General features: G+C 44.6%; 16 protein-coding genes and 1 pseudogene. 3 read left to right on the top strand and 14 right to left on the bottom strand.

The genetic code is table 11. The features are described 5' to 3' along the window. Positions 1 to 65: 65 nt before the first annotated feature. From HUG15_RS04880 to mbcS, 6 genes are all read right to left on the bottom strand, one after another. A complete protein-coding gene (locus HUG15_RS04880; protein WP_200127507.1) occupies positions 66 to 1,523 on the bottom strand; it encodes a CoA-acylating methylmalonate-semialdehyde dehydrogenase in 1,458 nt (485 codons plus the stop codon). Continuing rightward, entirely contained in the window at positions 1,520 to 2,428 is a 909-nt protein-coding gene (locus HUG15_RS04875; protein WP_200127505.1) for an NAD(P)-dependent oxidoreductase, read from the bottom strand. The genes HUG15_RS04880 and HUG15_RS04875 overlap by 4 nt, the downstream gene beginning before the upstream one ends. A 14-nt stretch (positions 2,429 to 2,442) precedes the next feature. Beyond that, positions 2,443 to 4,107 (bottom strand): acyl-CoA dehydrogenase family protein, encoded by a 1,665-nt coding sequence (locus tag HUG15_RS04870; RefSeq protein ID WP_425504029.1) that lies wholly within the window; start codon positions 4,105 to 4,107, stop codon positions 2,443 to 2,445. Positions 4,108 to 4,142: 35 nt separating this feature from the next. After that, a complete protein-coding gene (locus HUG15_RS04865) occupies positions 4,143 to 4,580 on the bottom strand; it encodes a universal stress protein (RefSeq protein WP_200127501.1) in 438 nt (145 codons plus the stop codon). Between the two features lie 58 nt (positions 4,581 to 4,638). Next, positions 4,639 to 6,375: a sigma 54-interacting transcriptional regulator gene (locus HUG15_RS04860; protein WP_200127499.1), complete on the bottom strand. Its 1,737-nt coding sequence runs from the start codon at positions 6,373 to 6,375 to the stop codon at positions 4,639 to 4,641. Between the two features lie 80 nt (positions 6,376 to 6,455). Beyond that, a complete protein-coding gene (gene mbcS / locus HUG15_RS04855) occupies positions 6,456 to 8,042 on the bottom strand; it encodes an acyl-CoA synthetase MbcS (protein WP_200127498.1) in 1,587 nt (528 codons plus the stop codon). A gap of 341 nt (positions 8,043 to 8,383) precedes the next feature. On the opposite strand from mbcS, the gene HUG15_RS04850 reads away from it, so the two are divergent. From HUG15_RS04850 to HUG15_RS04840, 3 genes are all read left to right on the top strand, one after another. Continuing rightward, positions 8,384 to 9,565, top strand: a complete 1,182-nt coding sequence (locus HUG15_RS04850) for an iron-containing alcohol dehydrogenase (protein ID WP_200127497.1) — start codon at positions 8,384 to 8,386, stop codon at positions 9,563 to 9,565. Between the two features lie 32 nt (positions 9,566 to 9,597). Then, the gene (locus HUG15_RS04845; protein ID WP_200127496.1) at positions 9,598 to 10,887 is read left to right on the top strand and encodes a GntP family permease; all 1,290 of its coding nucleotides are present in this window, start codon (positions 9,598 to 9,600) and stop codon (positions 10,885 to 10,887) included. 95 nt (positions 10,888 to 10,982) lie between these two features. Further along, positions 10,983 to 11,435: a DinB family protein gene (locus tag HUG15_RS04840; protein ID WP_200127495.1), complete on the top strand. Its 453-nt coding sequence runs from the start codon at positions 10,983 to 10,985 to the stop codon at positions 11,433 to 11,435. Between the two features lie 170 nt (positions 11,436 to 11,605). Here the strand turns inward: HUG15_RS04840 and HUG15_RS04835 are convergent, their stop codons facing one another. From HUG15_RS04835 to HUG15_RS04795, 8 genes and pseudogenes are all read right to left on the bottom strand, one after another. After that, positions 11,606 to 12,529 carry a glycine betaine ABC transporter substrate-binding protein gene (locus HUG15_RS04835; RefSeq protein WP_200127494.1) on the bottom strand — a complete coding sequence of 308 codons (924 nt, stop codon included), beginning with the start codon at positions 12,527 to 12,529 and terminating at the stop codon, positions 11,606 to 11,608. 73 nt (positions 12,530 to 12,602) lie between these two features. Then, on the bottom strand, positions 12,603 to 13,442 hold the full coding sequence (locus HUG15_RS04830; RefSeq protein WP_200128843.1) for an ABC transporter permease: 840 nt from the start codon (positions 13,440 to 13,442) through the stop codon (positions 12,603 to 12,605). Further along, complete coding sequence (locus HUG15_RS04825) at positions 13,411 to 14,628, bottom strand: quaternary amine ABC transporter ATP-binding protein (RefSeq protein ID WP_246516498.1); 1,218 nt, start codon at positions 14,626 to 14,628, stop codon at positions 13,411 to 13,413. Before HUG15_RS04825 ends, HUG15_RS04830 begins: the two co-directional genes overlap by 32 nt. Before the next feature lie 504 nt (positions 14,629 to 15,132). After that, complete coding sequence (locus tag HUG15_RS04820) at positions 15,133 to 16,581, bottom strand: IS4 family transposase (RefSeq protein ID WP_200127492.1); 1,449 nt, start codon at positions 16,579 to 16,581, stop codon at positions 15,133 to 15,135. A gap of 206 nt (positions 16,582 to 16,787) precedes the next feature. Further along, positions 16,788 to 18,110, bottom strand: a complete 1,323-nt coding sequence (locus tag HUG15_RS04815; RefSeq protein ID WP_200127490.1) for an MmgE/PrpD family protein — start codon at positions 18,108 to 18,110, stop codon at positions 16,788 to 16,790. A 285-nt stretch (positions 18,111 to 18,395) separates the two neighbouring features. Further along, positions 18,396 to 19,040 (bottom strand): SDR family oxidoreductase, encoded by a 645-nt coding sequence (locus HUG15_RS04810; protein ID WP_200127488.1) that lies wholly within the window; start codon positions 19,038 to 19,040, stop codon positions 18,396 to 18,398. Between the two features lie 310 nt (positions 19,041 to 19,350). Next, positions 19,351 to 20,384 (bottom strand): annotated as a pseudogene (locus tag HUG15_RS04805) (proline racemase family protein). A gap of 69 nt (positions 20,385 to 20,453) precedes the next feature. Continuing rightward, positions 20,454 to 21,557, bottom strand: coding sequence for an alcohol dehydrogenase family protein (locus HUG15_RS04795; protein WP_200127484.1), 1,104 nt, complete (start codon positions 21,555 to 21,557; stop codon positions 20,454 to 20,456). Between the last annotated feature and the right edge of the window lie 63 nt (positions 21,558 to 21,620).

The following is a 21,620-nucleotide window of genomic DNA, read 5'->3' as shown; positions in this document are numbered from 1 at the left end:
GAAAGCGCATCATTATTCTTATTGGCGGGAAAGCCTCTAGGGACTCTCCGCCAATTTAAATTGTGTTAATACCACCGCTCTGTCACGACTTTCTTCCTCGTATAAAATTGCACGCCGTCTTTCCCGTTTGTGCCCAAGTCCCCATAGAACGATGCTTTGTTACCGGCAAAGGCAAAGAATGCCATCGGCGCGGGTACGTTGACGTTGACGCCGATCAAGCCGGCATCGATGCGATCGCGAAACGTTTGCGCCTCTTTTCCGTTTGACGTATAAATGACCGCTCCGTTTGCAAACCGCGAGCTGTTCGTGACCGCGATTGCCTCATCAAGATCACGGACGCGCACAACGCTAAGCACCGGCGCGAATATTTCATCTTGCCAGATTGTCATGTCGGTATTCACATTGTCAAAAATCGTGGCACCGACGTAATAGCCTTGTTCTTTTTCCGCTCCTTTATCGCGCCCATCAACGACGAGATCTGCGCCTTCCTGTACGCCTTGGTCAATATACCCGAGGACCCGCTCTTTATGCGTCTCCCGAATGACCGGACCGACGAAGTTTTCTTCATATCTTCCGTCCCCGACTTTCAAATCTTTTGTCGCGGCGGTGAGCTTCTCCATAAATTCATCGGCAATGTCATCGACAACGGCCACGACCGAACAAGCCATGCAGCGTTGACCGCTACTGCCAAACGCTGAGCCGATAACCCCTTCGATCGTTTTTTCCATGTGACAGCCCGGCATAACGACCGCGTGATTTTTCGCTCCGGCCAATGCTTGCACACGCTTGCCATGGGCGGTGCCGGTTTCATAGACGTGTTTGGCAACCGGTTCGGAACCAACGAACGAAATCGCCTCGATATCCGGTTGGGTCAACACACGGTTCACAACATCTTTTGCGCCGTGAACGAGGTTTAACACGCCTTTCGGAAACCCTGCTTCATAAAACAATTCCACGAGTCGTTCCGCTAAAATCGGTGTTCGCTCCGATGTTTTTAAAACAAACGTATTGCCGCAAGCGATTGCTAACGGGAACATCCACAGAGGCACCATCATTGGAAAATTAAACGGTGTAATGCCCGCGACGACACCGAGAGGGTAGCGCCAAACGGACCCGTCAATGCCACGCGCGATTTGCGGAAGCGCATCCCCCATCATCAAATTGGGTGCTGATGTAGCGAGTTCCACGACTTCAATGCCTCTTTGCACCTCGCCGTGGGCATCTTTTAACGTTTTTCCATTTTCTAGCGTGATGATCTCGCCCAGTTCTTCCCGGTTTTCGTTTAGAAGCTGTAGATACTTGAACATATAGCGCGCACGGTCAGGCACCGGCACCAATGACCAGCTTTCATAGGCTTCTTTCGCTGCTTCCGCCGCACGGTCAACATCTGCTGCTGTTGAGATCGGTACCGTGGCGATTGCTTCCCCAGTCGCCGGGTTTGGAACCGACTCGGTGACGCCACCTTCCGAATCGACCCATTCACCGTTGATCGAATTGCGCATAACTTTTTCATCCGTGATCATTTTATCCGCTCCTTTTTCGCCTCAAATGAGATATCTTGTTTGCCAACATGCTCATAGAGAACAGCCATATCTTTTGCTCCAAGACCTGCCTCTTCCGCTTCTTCATACACTTGCAATAGCACATCTGTCACTGGCAAGTGCAGATCTTCCCGCGTCATTGTTTCTTTTACAAAATTTAAATCTTTACGCAATAGATTCAATGTAAAACCGGGGTCGTAAGCCTCGTTGGCGATAAATGTTTTATAGTTCCGTTCATAGATGCGGCTTTGGCCGTAGCTAACACTTAACACGTCAAAAAGTGAATCAAGATCCATGTTTTGTTTTTTGGCAAGGGCGAGCGCTTCACTGACACCTGCAGTATAAAAACCGATGAACAAATTGTTGATCAGTTTAGTCAGTGTCCCGCTTTCGATTCGTTCGTCGATGTGAAAAATATCCTCGCCAAGCTCATGCATGAGCACAGAAGCTTCGTCAAAAATTTCCTTGGGGCCGCCTGCCATGAACGTCAATGTCCGATTCACAGCCCCAACGACACCCCCGCTCACCGGCGTCTGTAAAAATCGTATTGCCTCTTCATTCGCTACCTCGGCTACTTTTTTATTGCTTTCCGGAGCAACGGTACTCGTATCCAGAAGCAGAATGTTCTTATGGCTATTTCGAATTAATCCGCCTTCCCCGAGATACACAGATTCATAGGCTGCCACCGAAGGCAAACTCGTAATAATTGCATCACAGGATTTTGCCAAATCATCCATCGAGCGTCCGATTTGGCCACCCGCTTTTTCAAAACGCGCCTCTGCTTCATGGTTCACGTCAACCCCATATACATCGTAGCCGGCATCCAACAGGTTTTCCGACATCGGCATTCCCATATTACCAAGTCCGATAAAACCGATCTTTTTCATAACACTTCCTCCAGTTACGTCTGATATTTTTCGGCGTTAATGACATACTCGCTAATGTCCCGTTTTTTCTTCAGCACATTTTCAACTGCTGGCACATGGGTCCGTGCGCGTATGCGGTCGATCATTTCTTGTCCTTCGGCTCCTTCGGCAACCGCACTCCAAAGCCGAATAAGATCCCTCTCCACTTTTTCATATCCTTCTTCACAAATGACGTCTGTCATCAACTGCTTGAGAGCAGCTCCGCTCCCTGCTTTTTCAGTGCGTAAATATGCGGCGCGCATGACACTAATTTCCTTGTAAATATCGGCAACCAAACGCGAGAATTCCTGATTTTTCGATACGCCCGCTTTCAATAGATCAGCAAAATGCCGCTCCGCTTCCAAAATAAACATGGCATTCCGGTCGTGTTCGATTTGTTTTTCAGACGGTTGATGCCGAAATTGGGAAAATAAAGCCTTCGCCACCGCCAGTCGATTAATCTCATTTGTCCCTTCAAAAATGCGGCTAATCCTGGCATCACGGTAAATTCGCTCCACTTCATATTCTTGCATAAATCCGTAACCGCCATGGATTTGAACCGCTTCATCGGCAACCGCTGCAAGCACTTCCGAACCTTGAATTTTGCCGGTGGCGCATTCGGCGATAAATTGGCCGACGATTGCCTGCGCATCTTGCTCGCTGTTTTTCTCCAACGCATTGTCAATGCGTGCAGATGTTTGATATACCAAGCTTTCAACACCGAAGATCGCGGTGTTCATAGTCGCGATTTTTTCCTTGATCATTGGAAAATCAACGAGCTGTTGCTGAAATTGTTTTCGTTCTTTACCATATTTAACACTCAGTTCTAAAGCCCGTTTAGCTGTGCCGAGGTTCGCAAAAGCTAATTTCAAGCGCGCCAAATTGAGGGTGTTCATGGCAATTTTGTGCCCTTTGCCAATCTCTCCGAGCACATTTTCTTGCGTGACCGACACCTCATCGAGGATAAGCGTAGCCGTCGATGTCCCCTTAATGCCCATCTTCTGCTCTTCGGGACCGACGGATAGTCCGTCCATCTCTCTTTCCACGATAAACGCGGTCATTCCGGCGTCCGTGTTGGCAAAAACGACATAAACCCGGGCGAGGTGTGCATTCGTAATCCATTGCTTTTCGCCTGTCAGTATCCAAGCATTTTTAACTTCATTCCATACCGCTTTCGTTTTTCCTTTAAGGGCATCGGAACCGGCGGATGGCTCTGTTAATGCATAGGCACCGACCCATGCTCCGCTTCCCAACCGCGAAAGATATTTTTGTTTTTGCGATTCGTTTCCATAGTTCACGTAAGGAGAAGTTCCAACACCCGCGTGGATGTTATAGGCGACACTGAACGAACCCCCACCGTTCCCGATATTTTCGGCAACGATCCCGGCGACGTGCTTGCCAAGTTCGAGTCCCCCATAAGCTTCCGGGATTTCAATGGCTAAAAGCCCAAGTTCGCCCGCTGCCGCAAATATCTCTTGTTCCATTTGGTAGTCATGCTGTTCTAAGCTTTCCACATTCGGAAGAATTTGCTGTTCCACGAATTTCTCCGTCGTTTTCGCGATCATGACCTCATCCTCGGTCAAATCTTCCGGTGTGAAAATATCAGGGGGATCCAATAGATCTTCCCACCAAGGTACTCCCGATAACCGTGTGCTCATCATCTGACCTCCTTTTGTAATCGGCTTTTATCATTGGCTTATGTGAGCGCACTTCTCACCGTCACTACATCACAAGATGCGTGTCGCACACAGGCTTCTGCCACACTGCCAATGAGCATTCGTTCAAAGGCATTGCGGCCGGTGGAACCGGTTACTAATAAGTCGACATCATTTTCAGCCAATAGTTTTCCGGTTAATTGATTGCGCGGATTTCCGGAACTCAACAATGTTTCTACATCTTTCACCCCTTCATCATCGGCTTTTGCTTTATATTCTTGTAGCATTTGTTTCGCTTTCTTTTCTGTTTCATCGTACAATGATTGTGGGGTATAATCCTGCGTGTAGAAATTTCGAATATCAACAACATGCGCGATTGCCAGAGAAGCACCGTGGAGTTTTGCCAATTGAATGGCTTTATCCAACGCTTGTTCGGACTGTACTGATCCATCCACAGCAACTAAAATTTTTTTATACATCTCAATCACCTTCCTTGCCCTTAATTAAATGCAATAATTGTGCCATACTTCCAAACCGTCACGAAAAACGGGAAAGTTTATTATATAACGTCGCACGAGAGATCCCTAAACGTTTCGCTGCCTTTGATTTATTGCCATCTACTTCTCCCAAAACCTTCTCGATCTGTTTTCGTTCAAATCTTTCTTCCTGCTTTTGTTTTCTTTCCTGCCATTCACTTAAAGATTCAGACACTTGATTGTGTTCACTGAAACCATCCGGAAGATCTTCGAGTCGAATGTGATCATCCTCGCATAAATGGAACATTTGCTCTAAAACATTTAACAACTCTCGCACATTCCCCGGCCAATCGTATTGAAACATCCTTTCCAAGACTTCTTTTTCAATCGTCGTTTCCTGCGTTTCGTTTTCCTCACTTAATTTCGGCAGCCGATCGGCAATAATTAAAGGAATATCCTGTTTCCGATCCCTTAAAGGCGGGATATGAAGCGGTATCACGTGAAGGCGATAAAATAAATCTTCCCGGAATTTATCTTCTTCCATCTGTTTTTTTAAATCTTTATTCGTCGCCGCGATAAGGCGAAAATCAACGGGGATCGGGTTGGTTCCTCCCACGCGGTCCACTTCTTTTTCCTGCAGAACCCGTAAAATTTTTGCTTGCGTCGTAAGGGGCATATCCCCGATTTCATCCAAAAATAAAGTTCCTCCACTTGCCAGTTCGACTTTACCCGGCTTGCCGTTATTGCGTGTCCCGGTAAACGCCCCTTGCACATACCCAAATAATTCCGATTCCAAAAGGTTTTCGGGGATCGCCGCACAGTTTACGGCCACGAAAGGACCATTGGTTCTGTTTCCATCTTCATGAATGGCACGGGCAAATGGCTCTTTCCCAACGCCTGATTCCCCCGTTATTAAAACCGTTGCTTTTGCTTTAGAGGCCTTCCTTCCGATCCTTTTTATTTTCGAAATCCCGGGGCTTTCACCGATAATATCATCAAAATGTATCGGCCCTTGGGCGGTCGGTTCTCGGCTCATTTGCTTGTCAGATTGTTTGTCTATTGTCTGTAATCGTTCCATCCTTTGAAGGACTTGGCGGATCTCGGAAATACCTTCATAAACCAAAATTCCGACCGCGCCGATCACTCTGCCGTCCTTCCAGATCGGCAACCGATGCACGACCAATTCTTGCCCTTGTAATCGGTGTGGTTGGCTTCGTTCGGGAACGCCTGTTTTTAACACGGCCGGTAAACGTGAATTTTCGATAACATCCGCTGCCGGCCTTCCCAGTGCTTCTTCTTTGCTCACTCCGACATAGCGGCTGTATGCTTCGTTAAACAGTTGTATAATCCCTTTTTCATCAACGATGGCAACTCCTTCGTATGCCGTGTCGAACCCAAGTTTCAACCATTCAATCGTTTGCCTGGCATCTTTTTCCTGCTCCCGTACGTATTCGTAATAAGCAATCATTTCCTCGTGCCCGACCACGCCTTCCAAGGCGCCGTTTTTTTCATGAAGGACATAGAGCGGCCGTTCTGACGTTTTTTTATCATTTAATGAAAAATCATGGCTGACCGCGTTATAATCGGTTTTCATAATCGCAGAGACTTTTCCTTCGTCCAAATGCGCCACACAATCTTGCAAAGTAACGACCCCAAGCAAATGACCATCTTCCACGACAGGCAATTCCTTGTCTGTGATTTCCGAGAAAAGCACAAGCGTTTCCGGGAGCGTATCTTCCTTAGACAATGTTACCGGCTGTAGATTCATCCATTGCTTGACGTGATCATTTGAAATCATTTGCACCGACCCCTCACTTTTTAAAATTGTAAGCGCTTACTACCATTATACTAAAACAACATGGCGACTTTAACAATTCATCATGTCGTCTCTTTTGCTTCATTTCTAAGTGAGATGCGCCTGATTTTTCCGGAGGTCGTTTTGGGCAGTTCATCAATAAATTCAATTTTTCTCGGATATTTATAGGGAGCGGTCAACCGTTTGGTATGGTCCTGCAATTCGCTAACAAGTTCTTCCTTATTGCCAATGCTTTCGGAATCCCGGAGCACAACATACGCTTTGACAATATTGCCCCTGATTTCATCGGGGACCCCAACGACCGCACATTCTTTTACTGCATCGTGTTTGACTAAAGCATCCTCTACTTCAAATGGGCCAATCGTGTAACCGGAACTAATGATAATATCGTCACTTCTGCCTACGAACCAAAAATAGTCATCTTCATCCTGGTAGGCTTGGTCTCCGGTTAGGTACCAATCCCCTCGATATGTGGCTTTCGTTCGTTCCGGGTCACGGTAGTATGCCTTAAAAAGCGCCGGGGAATCTTTATGAACGGCGATGTCTCCCACTTCCCCTGTATGGCAAGGTACGCCATCTTCATTAATAACCGCGACTTGATTGCCCGGTGTTGGTTTACCCATAGACCCCGGTTTGATTTCCATACCTTCCTGAATGCTCACGAGCAACGTGTTTTCGGTTTGGCCGTACCCATCACGAACATTAATATCAAAGGCTCGTTGAAAAGCGTCAATCACGGGACGATTGAGAGGTTCGCCTGCAGAAACCGCGCTCTTCAGATTCGAAAGATCATAGCTTTTAAGATCATCGACACTTACCATCAAACGATATTCAGTGGGCGTACAGCATAATATTTCGATTTTTTCCTTTTCTAATAACTGTAAATAAGTGTCCGGATTAAAACCTCCGTGATAAACAAATGCTGTCGCTCCAAGGCTGATCGTTGACAAGAAAGGGCTCCAGACCCACTTCTGCCATCCGGGGGCGGCCGTTGCCCAAACGAGGTCTCCTTCCTTCACGTTCAACCATTTTTTTGCAGCAGTCTCTACATGGGCATAACCCCATCCATGCGTGTGGGCGACACCTTTGGGGTTTCCCGTTGTCCCGGACGTATAGGAAAGGAAAGCCATATCATCTCTCGATGTTTTTTCACCCTCGTATTGTTCGTTTTCTTTCTCGGCGAATTCTTCGATCGAGGACCAGCCATCAACCTTTTGTCCAATGATAAACCTCCGCTCGAGTGCTTCATGACCGCCCTCGATGGCATTGACTTCGGCAATTGCCTGATCATAAGCCACAATCCCTCTCGCTCCAGAGTGTTCCATTCGAAATTCCAGATCTTTTTTTCGAAGCATTTCGGAGCATGGAATGGCAACCAAACCGGCTTTGAGGCAAGCAAGGTAAGTGATGTAGGCCTCAGGAATTCGAGGCAGGATAATTAAAACTCTGTCCCCTTTTTCCAGCCCGGAACGCCGTAACACTTGCGCGTATTGATTTGTTTTTGCGGCCAACGCCGAATAAGAAACTTCTCGAGTGTCTCCCTTTTCACTCTTCCAACGAATTGCCGTACGGTTAGGGCCTTCTGCGAATTTCTCTACCGCATCAGCAATATTATACTGGGCCGGTGCAATTAAATCTTGAACGTTCATCGGTGACCTCCTCATATAAACAATGTCATCATTTTCTTATGCAAACTCCATGCCACACATTAGAAAAAGTGACTTTTCATAAATAAAGAAATAACGACACACCTTCATGCCGGATTTCTGTATACGGTAACCGAAAATGCCCTTCAACCTTCTAATTATTTCAGGCCATGTAAAAACATTAGACGGATAACTGTATAACTGTATAGACACTACTGTGGAACAAAACTGTCCATGCCCTTTCAATCTATTGTTGTATACGTGTCTAAACACAACATGACTCGTAACGGCACAGAAATTGCATATATAAAGGATACGAATTTTATGAAAGAAAGGTGATCACCATGCATTCTATGCATTTTCCGCGACAAGCCGTCTATGGGGAAAACAGTTTGAAACAAGTTGGAGACATTGCCCATCTAGAAGGCAGTCGGGCACTCTTGATCAGCGATCCGGTTATGAACGAATTGGGGAATGTCTCTCTTTGTCACCGGTTATTGGAAGAAGCGGGTGTTGATGTCGTGACGTATTTGGGGGTGGAATCGGAGCCTACCGATACGTATGTTGACGAGGCGTTGTTTATTTGCAGAGAACATGCATGCGACCTGATTGTAAGCATCGGCGGCGGTAGTAGCATCGACACGGCAAAGGCTGTTGCAGTTGTCATGACGAATGGTGGATCTGTAAGCGATTACATCAACGGAAAAACGATCGCCGAAAACGAAGCGCTTCCTCTCATTGCCATTCCGACAACTGGCGGAACCGGCTCTGAAGCGACTGATGCCACGGTCATTACAAATGAAAAAAACGGCATTAAAATGATGATCAAACAACCAGCGTTTATGCCTAAGATCGCGATCGTTGACCCACTTCTTACCCTTTCCACACCGAAAAACACAACAGCGGCTGTCGGCATTGATTCTTTAACACACGCATTGGAAGCGTATATATCCAAATGCGCCCATCCATTCACAGACCAGCTTGCACGCTCTTCTTTCCAATTAATCATGGAAAATTTGAAAGACGCCTATAACGATGGCGATGACAGAACCGCCCGATCCCATACCATGTTTGCTTCAATGCAAGCCGGGATGGCTTTTTCCAACGCTTCTGTCTGTCTTGTTCATGGTATGTCGAGACCGATCGGCGCCCTTTTTCATGTGCCCCATGGCATCTCCAACGCCATGCTGTTGCCCGTCGTGTTGGAATATAGTAAGGATGCTTGTCAAGAACGCTTACATGATTTGGCCTGTCACGTCTATCCAGAATTAAAAGATGTGCCGGAAAGCGAAGGCGCAAATCGCCTCGTCGATCATATTCTTGCCCTTTGCGAGCATTTGAACATTCCCAATTTAGGCGACTGGGGAATCGAAAAGGAAGAATTTGAACGCGTGTTACCAAAAATGGCGGACGACGCCCTCATGAGTGGCAGCCCCGCCAACAATCCCAAAACCCCGACAAAAGACGAAATCATTGATTTATATCAACAAGCATATCATTACCAATATTCATCCAAAACGACATAGATTTACATTCCATAGAAAAAAGGGGTTTTTTCATGCTTGGCATACTCCTCGGTTTAATTCTTTTAATGATTCTGGCATATCGGGGATGGTCCATCATCTGGATCGCCCCGATATGCGCCGGTATCGTGGCAATCACCGGTGGCCTTGACTTGTTGGACGCCTATACGAACACATATATGGGTGGGTTTGTTGATTTTGCCAAAGAGTGGTTCCCGGTGTTTATGCTGGGCGCGGTTTTCGGTAAACTGATGGAATACACTGGCATGGCACAATCAATTGCCACCGGCATTATCAACGTTCTCGGTGCAAAACGCGCGATTCTCGGCGTATCAATCTCGTGCGCAGTCCTTGCGTACGGCGGCATTAGTGTATTCGTCGTCGCATTTGCCGTTTATCCCCTTGCGTTGGCCATGTTTAAAGAAGCGAATCTGCCTCGACGATTAATGCCAGCGACGCTTGCGTTTGGGACACTCACATTTGCCATGGTTGCTCTCCCTGGAACCCCGCAAATCCAAAACTTAATCCCCACGGATTACTATGGGACGACTGCAACAGCGGCTCCCATCATGGGGTTAACCGCGGGCGCTTTTATGGCCATTACCGGCTACACGTATTTAAAATGGCGAGAGAAAAAAATAATACAGGCAGGTGAAACGTACACCGAGCCCCCGCAGAAAAAAGAAGAAGAAAATACAATCAAAAAAACGCCACCCCCCTTTTTAATATCCATTCTGCCGCTTTTTACCGTTGTCATCACGTTGAATATTTTGCAATTTGACATTATCGTTGCCTTATTATCGGGAATCGTATTGAATTTACTTTTATGCATTCAAAAATACAGAGGGTTCGTTACAGCCATGAATGAAGGAGCCAGTGGTTCCGTCTTGGCTATTATTAACACAAGCGCGGCTGTTGGGTTTGGAACAGTTGTGCAAAATGTTCCCGGGTTTGCTCAACTTTCCGATATTATTTTAAATGTTCCCGGAAATCCGTTAGTATCTCAAGCCTTTGCCGCCAACGTATTGGCGGGAGCCACCGGTTCAGCCTCCGGGGGCTTGGGCATAGCGATGGAAGCGCTAAGTGACACTTATATGTCGGCGGCACAAGCCACTGGTATAGATCCGGAAGCTTTTCACAGAATTGCATCATTGTCTTCGGCGGGGCTCGATTCACTCCCCCATAACGGGGCGATCTTAACGATCCTTATCGTCACCGGTATGTCCCATAAAGAATCTTACAAGGATATCGCTGTAGTATCGGTTATTATTCCAATTTTGTCGGTCATTCCGGCAATTATTCTTGCAAGTTTCGGCATTTATTAATAGGAGATCCCAATATATGTTTAACATCTATCACATCAAGGGTATCTATAGTAAAAGAACCCTATCTATGATGCAAAAGAAAGGACGATGCAAAAATGACCGAAGAACAAATTTTCCAGCAGATCAACATGGTTAGGCAAAGTACCTTGAATGAATTAGACGGCTTATCCGAACAACAGGCAGATCAAATGCCCGAGGGGTTTAATAACACGATCCGTTGGAACCTGGGCCACACCTACACCGTTCAAAACGTTCTACTTTCAAATTACGGCGGTAAAAATATTGAAACACCCTCTCGCTACTTAGAATTGTTCGCCCCGGGAACAAAGCCCGCCGATTGGGAAGGTGAAGTCCCGACGCTCGACGAAATACAACAAAGTCTTGAAGAGCAGCCGGAAAAATTGAAGCAAGCATTGTCCGGGCAACTGGATGATGAAGCAGCGGAACCATTTATGTCCCTCTCAACAGTCGGTGAGATTTTGAATTTCACCTTGTATCACGAAGGGATGCATGTTGGAATGATTAAAAGTATCAAAAAAGTTCAATGACGAATCTAATCACCCATTTACATTCTTTTCTTAGAAAACTTGGCTTTTCGTCAAGCTTTTATGGCAAAACCCTTAGTTGCACTTATGCAGGTAAGAAAGTTAATTTATACTTTCTTATCTACTAAAATCAAACTTGACAATCCCAAGAATGTCCATCCTTGGGATTTTTTCTATTCTTCTTGAAGATCTTCAATAGAATCAATATCCATATATTCCGGCACAACTAACCCTAAAGGAGCCCCCTCTTCTATATTTGGACCTAAATCTTCAACTTCACCTTCCACTTGTTCGTAAAACGTTGCGTGTGAATCCGGCAACCATGAAGTAAGCATGGCGTCTACATCACCATTTCCTATGGCTGTGTACATATGGATCGATTCCACATTAGTCAATTCAACGTCATACCCCATGTCTTCAAGTACAAGGAGCATCACGTAGGCCGCTGCAAGGTCCGTTCCCCAAGGGCCATGAACAATTTCGAATATTTCGCCGTCGACTTCGTCCACACCTTCCGTCCAACTCGCGACCACATCTTCGTTCTCATCAATCCAATTTTGCGCCGCTTCAATCTCATCCACCCCTTGGTTCATTTCATACATGATTTCTTCCAAGTCCTCAGCTGTCCACTCAAAAGTTTCCAGTATTTCATAGGCTTCCGGAAAATCCTCCTGCATCTCTTCCCGAGCGAGCGTATGAATGTCTTGAGCTTCTCCAAATGAAAGCTCCGGGTCATCAAGATATTTAAGGTCATGGTCTACGAATTTCCAGTGAGGACCCCATCCGGTCACGACAATCGGTTCTTCATTATCAATCGCGTCTTCCAATGCCGCTATCATGGCTTCTTCTGAACTCGTTTGTAAATTCCACTCCGCAAGATCATAATCTTCTAAAGCTTGATCCGCTCTTTCCATAATTCCAGCACCTGGATCAATACCGACGATAGTGTAATCCATTTCTTCCGCGTAGTTTTCTTCTTCCGCATCTCCACTTTCATCGGCTTGAGTCATATCCTCATTGTCTGCACCGCAACCGGCGGCAACGAGTGTAAGCGAAAGTCCGGTGGCAATACCGAGACGTTTCCAGTGCTTAATCATCGACTGACACCTCTCCCTTTCTATTATGTTAATTAACCCCCCTGCGCGCTGCCAGCGGCAGGGAAGAAATGTTCTATTTTTTCTTTTTGAGTTGAAAACCGGCGGTTAAGCGGTCAAGAATGATCGCCACGACAACGATCGCGATACCGGCTTCGAAACCACTGCCCACATCATTTCGTCCGACGGCTGTATAGACAACATCCCCGAGGCCGTCAGCACCGATCATCGAGGCTATGACAACCATTGATAAGGATAACATTATCGTTTGGTTGACCCCGGCCATAATCGTTGTCTTGGCCATGGGAAGTTGCACTTTATATAGTTTTTGCGACGGTGTGGAGCCAAACGCGTCCGCGGCTTCAGTAACCTCTGAAGATACTTCCCGAATGCCTAAATTCGTTAAACGTATCGTTGGAGGCATTCCAAAGATGACAGATGCAATAACCCCCGGCACCATGCCGATCCCGAAAAAGGCAACCGCCGGAATCAAATAAACGAACTGCGGCAATGTCTGCATGAAGTCCAGGATCGGTTTAATGATTGCTTCAACCGTCCTGCTTTTTGACATCCAAATGCCAATCGGTATCCCGACCAAAACGGAAATAAATGTCGCTGCCAGCACGATGGAAAGCATAAGAATCATGTCATTCCAAAATTGGAGATTATCGATAAGCAATAAGCCGAAAAAGACGAACAGACTTAAACCAATCTTCCTGCCGGCAAAGAAAAAGGTAAGAAGGGGAATCCCAATAATCACAACCGGAATAGGCACAATGTCCATAATCGTCGTTAAAGCGCTCAGGATCCAAGCGATTAAAGCATCAATTGAATCAAATATCACATCCGCGTTCGTTAACCAATCAACGAAGCTTTCAATCCAATCAGCTAGAGAAAGGCTCGGAAACAGATCCATTGACATTCACCTCTCCTCCTGCCAGGGCACCAAGCACTGAGCTTCTCACGATAATGCCGCGAAGCTTCCCGTCTTGGACAACCGCCGCGGGCACTTTGCTGTTTTTAATAAGATCGATCACTTCGGTAACGGGTGTTTCAAGTTCTACTCTCAGCACATCATTGTGGATAACACCCTTGAAATCATCGACTCCTTCATCCACGAGTTGGGATAATTCGTCCGCGTGGACAATCCCTATCAGTTCCCGGTCGCGTTTAATGGCATAAATGCTTGAGATGCCTGAATTGCGCATGCGCTGCAAAGCGACGCGCGGGCCTTCCCGTTCCGGCTGGACGGTTTCAGGTCTCGTCATGACATTTTGTGCCGTGAATACTTTTGAACGGTCTACATCTTCTACGAATTTCTCAACGTACTCATCGGCCGGATTCGTAAGAATTTCTTCCGGAGTTCCGATTTGTACGATGGCTCCGTCTTTCATAATCGTAATCCGATCTCCAATCCTGAGTGCTTCATCCAAATCGTGCGTGATAAATATAATCGTTTTCTTCATGTTTTCCTGCAAATCCATCAGTTCATCTTGCATGTCTTTTCGGATTAAAGGATCGAGCGCCGAAAATGCTTCATCCATAAGAAGAATTTCCGGATCATTGGCCAGGGCGCGGGCAAGTCCTACACGTTGCTGCATCCCGCCCGATAATTCTTCGGGATACATGTTTTCATACCCTTCCAAGCCAACGAGCTTCAGGGCATCACCCGCTTTTTTACTTCTTTCCTCCCGTTCAAATCCCTGTACTTCCAACCCATACTCCACATTGCTTTGAATCGTTCGAAAAGGGAAGAGGCCAAATTTCTGAAACACCATGCTCATGTCCCGGCGGCGAATCGTCCGCAATTTTTTTTCGTTCATTTCCGCCAAGTTGTCATCATTTAAGTAGACAGCACCTGATGTCGGTTCGATCAAACGGTTGAGCAAACGCACGAGCGTTGATTTTCCGCTCCCCGACAAGCCCATAATCACAAACACTTCACCATCTTGAACGTCAAATGATGCTTTGTTTACACCGACGGTAAGGCCTGTTTCTTCGAGAATTTCTCCTTTCGACTTGTTTTCTTTCAAAAGAGAGATGGCCCGTTCCGGCCTTTTCCCAAATACCTTGGTCAAATTCTCAACCTTGATTTTCATCAAGGCATTCACCCCTTCAACGATTAAGTTTTATGAAGTTGATAAGATAATTCCTGAATCGAACATCATCTATCTCCTCCAAACCTTCTGCCAGATGCTCACCCCCCGTATAATCAAACAAAACTACAGCTTTCTATTGGGATATACACATATTGTGAAGGATTGTGTAGCTTAAGGTAAGCACTTACCAATATGTCGAACATAATTTTAAACAGCGCCTTTTTATTAGATTAATTCTTTTTTCAACCTCTGGTATCTTTCTTAATTTGATCTTAATCATATAGCTTCGTGAATTAAGGAGCCCTCCAAAGTTTTATTTTACTTTCAGGTTTGTCGTCCTCTCGGAGGAGTATTCAGCGTGAGATGGCATTGACCGATAAAATATATGGCCGACAATAAACTGATTTACTCGAGTTTCGCACCCCAAATAACAAGGGATTCAGCGTGTATATTGCTGCCTAAGGCCCTTGTATGACAGTGTTTTCATCGAAATTCCATTTTCGCTCTTTAAGCGACATTATCGTCGTCAAATAGCTGATGGCCCAAAAATGAGTCTTCAAAAAGGGTTTTGATGTATTGGTATTCCTCAGACGTCTTAAAGGCATGAATATCGACCGCTCCTGATTCTGAGGTGGCTGCGATAATCACGTCCAGGAGCTCATCAAACATTTCCCATAACCGTTGTGCCATATTTTTCTCCACCATGTCGTCTTTCATCTCTTCAAATAACCCTCCCAAGGTTTCGTAATCGTTGACTCGTCGGAAATAAGACAAAAAGGCATACAGGATGTAGGTGGTTGTTACATGGGCGATTTGCGCGTCGAAATCTTGGGATTGGCATTTCCCCAGACGAAGGTGCTGTTTCGTCTCTCTGAAAAAAACTTCGATCGTCCAACGAACCGAATAAATGTCCATGGTTTCAATGAATGATAAGCTGATATCTGTAGAGAGATACAGTCGCCACTCTTTTTGGTACGGAAAGCGGCAAAAAAACAATTTGACGGTTTCATCGATCCCGGGATAGTAGACGGTGACTTCATAATAACGCGTATTGCGTTTGCGGCAACGTTTTTCTTTTCCTTCGCTTTTCAGGGTTTTCAGCAGTTCCTTCGCATGCATGTCTTTCCCTTGGTAACGGTACTTTCTCCAGTCCTTGCGGACAGCACAAATGACGTGCATCGCTCCATCTTTGACCCCTCTGCACGTGCGGATAAAGTCCTTGCTGGCAAACCAACTGTCTACGAGAACATACTTGGCTTTGAAACCGTGCTTCACCGCTCTTTTGAGCATACGTATCGCATTCGTGATTTTGTCGACATCGCATTCCTTCTTGCGCTTGGCACCGTTTGAGCGAGGATCACGCTTCTTTTGATATTGCTCTTTCCGCTGTTTCTTGTATAGCTTCTTTTCAGAATGAAGACTGAAATCAAGCGGGTTAAAGCTTTTCCCATCAAAGAGTCCCATGGTGAGATTTTTGAACCCGAGCGTTGCTTTGGATTTCTTGCGTCCGGTCACATGGTCGTGGACGTAAGAAACCTCTTCAATCCGGCGGCCAACACGCTCGTCCATCGTATCATCAAAGATAAAAGCCGACTTATCGTCCACGTCCTGATCAGGGTTAACCAAAGATTGAAACTGCTTAGACACATGAAGAAGCAGGTTGCGCCAAGGCATCCGGGCGTGGTTTTTCAAGCGATAAATCGTATCCTTTTGCATTTTGGTGACCTGTTTGTATCCACTTTTGTAGAAGGCATTGACGCTGTTCAAAAGCATCAGTGGAAACACCAATAGTAAGGTGATGATATCTGCAACCGGATATCCTTGCTCTTTCTTGAATCCGACCTTGTGACAAAGGGAACGAAAGTTGAACGTTTTCATAACATCCCTTATAATTGAATCAATTGAAAAACTATGAGTTTGAATCACTTTTTCAATCTCTTTGGTTTTTCCCCGCATGATAACACGTCCTTTTGGCATGATTTGGATTGGTACCTTAATTATACCAAAAGCCCTGTGTTCATGCGGGTTTTTTACGTTTTTTCATCCATTTTCATGGTGTTTTTTTATTGATTTATCAGGGTGCGAAACTCGAGTGATTTAATAACTAAAAAGGCAGGGCAAACCGCTATTCTTTTATAACAAACACGAAACTTACTCGCTAATCACTTTAGTAAGCTTGTCAGTTCTTTTATGTCCTTTAATTTTTCCAAATTTAGAACCATGTCAATTATTTTTAACCTGCGATTATCAGCGATATGATCTTTGGTACACATCTCAAACTTCACTATTAGGTCTTCCAAAGAAAGAGGATTCTCCGCATCACCTTTAACAATGTGTACTTCTTTTTCAAATACTTTCCCGTCATTCATTTTAACTTTTAACCGCGCCGGTCTTTTTTCGGGGAAATCTTTTTCGAGTTCATCTACTTGTGTTATACGGATTTTTTTCGCCATATGATGAATATCTTCATTGTTTAAATGATCTTCAGATACGTGATAAGGTTCGACTGTCCCATAACGTAAAGCTGTTGCGACAGTGAATGGAATGCTATATTGTGCAGATTCCGATGTTTCCGGCAATATATGGCTAAGGGTTACAGCTTTACTAAATGTTTCGATAATTATCTCATCAACTTCATCCCAATTCGGATTGAATGCTTCCTTAATATGGCTTGCAGCTGTAATCGGTGAATGCGCCCATTTGCACGCAGGGTACTGCTTAAAATAAATGTTTTTTATTTCATAAATGTCTCCTAATGTTTGAAAAACTTCTTTAACCCCGTCATCATAATCCATTAAAATGTTATCGGGTCCTGTAAATCCAGATTCCGCCAGTTGTACACTCATAAGCCCTGTAGTAGCTCCCCAACCAACACTCTCCTTTGTCATCGAACCCGCGGCAATTGATTTCTCGCATTGTGCGGTTGGACCGTAAACTTCACCAATCGTCAACGAATGGAAAAGCGGTTCCCCTGACAGTCCTTTCATTTTTGCTGCCCCTGCCGCAGAACCAAAATGTGCCCAACCCCCGGAGCCGAAAAATTGCTGTTCATGTTTTGCGTTCATCACGATCCCACATCTAATTCCAACCTCATAGCCTGCGACAATGGCTGTAATTAAATGCTTCCCGGAACCGTTTTGAATGAGTTCTCCGTACGCCAACGCAGGGGGAATAACCATACAACCGGGATGGCCCACCGCTTGTCGGTGTCCATCATCGATATCCATACAACTTGACAAAGTTGCATTAGCAAATGTTGCAGCAAAAGGGGACGCTTTATTTTCCTTTCCTAGTACCGTGCAAGATCCTTCCCCTCCTAGCCAACTCGCCGAATTAAGCGCAATGGTTGATGCATTATTCTGATAACCGGCAAATGACGCAGCGATAAAATCCAGTAAGCATTTTTTGGCATTAGCAACGACTTCCGGTGACATGAAGTCATAGTTTTCATGTTCGATATAGTCCGATACTTTGGTGATTGGCATCGTGATTCCCCCCAAGACTATTTGAAAATGGCCATTTTAATGAACCGTTTAAGATCAAACAACATCGTAATCGGAAGGGTTGTTTCTAAGTCCAATGCCTTTTGGACCCCTGCTGCCCAAGAAGCGTAATATTAGTAAATCTGGTGCTTGATCCTTCTTTGATGTTTATATAGAAAGATATTCATCGCTTCACCCTCTACCATGACCTATGGCAGAATACCGATTGGTTAAAACTTTTCAGGCTTCAGGCATTTGCTAGATTCTCAGAAGGTTGTAAATATACATCTAGATGTTTTTTAACGCCTCTCTTATTCCTGTCTTACCTGTAACAAGATCAAATGCACGTTTATAAGTGCTTTCTTCATCCAAGGCTGCAATGGCAGTCTGTGCCACATCTTCTCGCGGTATCGTATCTCTCTCCACGTAGTTCCCTGCCTTAATTTTGCCTGTACCTGGTTCATTTAACAGACCACCCGGACGAAGAATTGTATGGTTCAAGTTACTTGCCTGCAGGAATCTATCGGCATAATGCTTTGCTGCTGAATAATGGACAAGTTTATCCGACCAGTACTTCCTTTTATTTCTGTGGATGGCGCTAACCATTACAAAGCGCTTTGCACCAGTTTGCTCAGCAGCTTCCATCGATTTAATAGCCCCATCCAAATCAATTATCATGGTTTTATCCGGACCGGTGTGACCTCCTGAACCAGCTGTGAAAATAACTGCTTCACAGCCTTTAGCCACTTTAACAAGCCCGTCCACACTGCCTTCCAGATCACCCAAAACAGCTTCTACACCTGATTGCTTCAGCTCCTCTACCTGCTCTTCCTTTCTGACCATTGCTTTTACCGTATGTTTATCACTGTTCTGCAGCTGATCGACAAGATGTGTTCCGATTTGTCCATTTGCACCAATTAAAAGAATTTTCATAATAGTACGTCCCCCTCCGCTTTTTGCTTTATTACCGCCTGTTATTCCATTGTAAAAATGAGAGGCAAGCAAAAAGCAAAAGAATTAAAAAACATGTATGAATTTAATGACTATAATATTCGGAATTTTTTCCATTTATACAGCTTGAAAAAGCAGAATGATATAATCAATTTATCTGTGTGTAAATGTATGTCCTTTTGTTAAGCGTACCCTAAAACTATGAATAAAGTTTAATTTTCATCGTTAAGCGTCTCATCTAAAATGCGGAGCCCTTTTAATCATTTCATCACGGAATCAGGATTTAGATTACTCACCAAATATCTCCAACCGTATAACCATTCGGAAATGGATCCGTTTCATCTAACACATGCTGACTAAAGCCAGAAATCCAAGCTTGCCCTCCAACAGTAGGCACGATTGCTTTATAACCATAAAACTCAGTTTCTTCTATTGCATGTCCCGTAAAAATAATTCCTAATAAACCTTCCCTTCGGAAAGACTCATTTATTTCCAATTCACCTTTCTCATATTTAACAGCCATAATAGCACACGTTCCTGTTCCGCAAGCACATCGATCGAGTGCACCCGTCCATGTTTCGGGTTTATCAAAATCAATGTCTCCTGTAAAAAGTGTATTTACACTTTTCCAATCGGCATTTGGATTGTCCGTTGGTCCATGAAGTTCAGTAACCGTCATATCGATACCGGGATAGTCAGGGTGCTCCACTTTGAGCTGCTCTTGCGCGGCTTTCAGACATAAAGCGGATACTTTCGCAATTTCTTTTCCCATTTCGGGTATTAACTCTAAACCTTCGAACTGTCTTACATCAATGAGAAGATAAAACATCCCTCCCCAAGCCACATCTACTTTAACTTTTCCTAAATGAGGGACATCGATTTCTTTATCTATATAAATTGGAAAAGATGGGACGTTTGAAAACGTGACTTGCTTTACTTTACCGTCTTTGCAATCCGCCTTAATGCCAATTAACCCAGCAGGCGCTTCCAGGTTAAATTCTGTTACTGGTTCCACCATAGGAATCATCCCAGTCTCTAAAAGAGCTGTTGCTACAGATATGATGTTTCCCCCACTCATCATGGGATATTCCGTTTGTTCCATAATAATAACGCCTGCTGCTGCTCGAGGGTCTTTTGCTGGTACAACCAGGTCACAATTAAGAGGGGGTATCCTCTTGGTTCTTTCAACATCAGTTTTTTAAATTGATCATCATTATCTCTTAACCAATTCGTCTGTTCATATACTGAGTCTCCCGGAATTGTTGGTATTCCACTAGTTATCACCCGTATTGGCTCTCCACAATGAGTTTCTATAGCGTTAAACATTCTTTTAAAAGCCATTTTTTCACCCTTTCTTCTTTTTTCTTCATCAAATTCCGAAAGTAAGGCTAGTTCCTATTCAGCAGTAACATCAAGTACAAATTTACCAGCTAGTGTTTTTGACAAGAAAGTTTTTTGAGCTTCTACAATATCCTTTAGCGGAAATTCTTTTGCGATGATGGGTTTAATTTTTCCTTCTTCGATATAGTTAATGAGATTCAAAAATGATTCTTTTGATTGATATGTGGCTCCAAAAAGACTCAAATCTTTCAAATAAAGATTACGAACATCGAGCTCTACTAAGGATCCAGCAATTGCGCCAATAACGCCGTATTTTCCGCCCTTTTTCAATATCTCCAAAAACTCCGGCCATTGTTTTCCAGCCACCCCATCTAAAACGACATCTACTTTCATCTTTCCAATTTTTTCTACAAAACTATCCCCTCTGAAGATAATCTCATCAGCACCGTAGCTCTTAACTCTTTCTACTTTTTCTTCATTATTGTCACAAACAGCAATAACCTTGCCACCTCTTACTTTTACTAACTGTACAAGTGCAGAACCGACGCCACCTGATGCGCCAGTTACTAAAACAACATCATCCTTTTTGACCCCTACTTTATGAATAAGGTTTTCAGCAGTTCCATATGAGCAAGGAAACGTTGCAAGTTCTTTATCAGATAAACTTGAATTAATAGCAAAAGCTTCTTCTGAAACGACTGTTGCGTATTCGGCAAAAGCACCATCACATTCTGATCCAAACGTAATAGATTCTATGCCTTCTTCACTTGATTCTCTTTGTTGAACTGTACGTATTAATACTCTTTCACCTAGTCTTTCTTGACTGACACCATCCCCGACAGCGACAATCGTGCCACAACCATCAGCCCCTTGGATCCTAGGTAATTCCATGGCTTGGCCAAGCCATGTGCCATCGTCTTGAACCTCTTCTTCAAACCCAGAGTCTCCACCTGTATTGGTTGACGCGTTTACACTTTTTGAATACCATCCTATACGCGTGTTCACATCTGTATTATTTACAGCTGCTGCACCGATTTTCACCAATACTTCTCCTGACTTGGGGGTTGGAACATCAATATCTGTGCGATATTCTAGTTTTTCAAAGCCCCCCAGTCCTGTTAAATGGACACCACGCATTTTTTTTGGCACTGCATTCATTATGATTCTCCTTTTTTAAATACCTGTTTGCAATTTTAATCAATAAGCATTATCCAATAACTC

The organism is Salicibibacter cibarius (genome assembly GCF_016495725.1).
Taxonomy (GTDB): Bacteria; Bacillota; Bacilli; order Bacillales; family Marinococcaceae; genus Salicibibacter; species Salicibibacter cibarius.
The sequence above is the reverse complement of the archived record's forward strand: the minus strand, read 5'-3'. Positions and strand labels throughout refer to the sequence as shown.

Bases quoted from the DNA above. Each gene is read 5' to 3' on its own strand.
- HUG15_RS04820 (WP_200127492.1), bottom strand. From the start codon at position 16,581: ATGCGGGGAAAAACCAAAGAGATTGAAAAAGTGATTCAAACTCATAGT.
- HUG15_RS04865 (WP_200127501.1), bottom strand. From the start codon at position 4,580: ATGTATAAAAAAATTTTAGTTGCTGTGGATGGATCAGTACAGTCCGAA.
- HUG15_RS04830 (WP_200128843.1), bottom strand. From the start codon at position 13,442: ATGGATCTGTTTCCGAGCCTTTCTCTAGCTGATTGGATTGAAAGCTTC.
- HUG15_RS04810 (WP_200127488.1), bottom strand. From the start codon at position 19,040: ATGAAAATTCTTTTAATTGGTGCAAATGGACAAATCGGAACACATCTT.
- HUG15_RS04795 (WP_200127484.1), bottom strand. From the start codon at position 21,557: ATGAATGCAGTGCCAAAAAAAATGCGTGGTGTCCATTTAACAGGACTG.
- HUG15_RS04850 (WP_200127497.1), top strand. From the start codon at position 8,384: ATGCATTCTATGCATTTTCCGCGACAAGCCGTCTATGGGGAAAACAGT.
- HUG15_RS04815 (WP_200127490.1), bottom strand. From the start codon at position 18,110: ATGCCAATCACCAAAGTATCGGACTATATCGAACATGAAAACTATGAC.
- HUG15_RS04870 (WP_425504029.1), bottom strand. From the start codon at position 4,107: ATGATGAGCACACGGTTATCGGGAGTACCTTGGTGGGAAGATCTATTG.
- HUG15_RS04860 (WP_200127499.1), bottom strand. From the start codon at position 6,375: ATGATTTCAAATGATCACGTCAAGCAATGGATGAATCTACAGCCGGTA.
- HUG15_RS04835 (WP_200127494.1), bottom strand. From the start codon at position 12,529: ATGATTAAGCACTGGAAACGTCTCGGTATTGCCACCGGACTTTCGCTT.
- mbcS (WP_200127498.1), bottom strand. From the start codon at position 8,042: ATGAACGTTCAAGATTTAATTGCACCGGCCCAGTATAATATTGCTGAT.
- HUG15_RS04880 (WP_200127507.1), bottom strand. From the start codon at position 1,523: ATGATCACGGATGAAAAAGTTATGCGCAATTCGATCAACGGTGAATGG.
- HUG15_RS04840 (WP_200127495.1), top strand. From the start codon at position 10,983: ATGACCGAAGAACAAATTTTCCAGCAGATCAACATGGTTAGGCAAAGT.
- HUG15_RS04875 (WP_200127505.1), bottom strand. From the start codon at position 2,428: ATGAAAAAGATCGGTTTTATCGGACTTGGTAATATGGGAATGCCGATG.
- HUG15_RS04845 (WP_200127496.1), top strand. From the start codon at position 9,598: ATGCTTGGCATACTCCTCGGTTTAATTCTTTTAATGATTCTGGCATAT.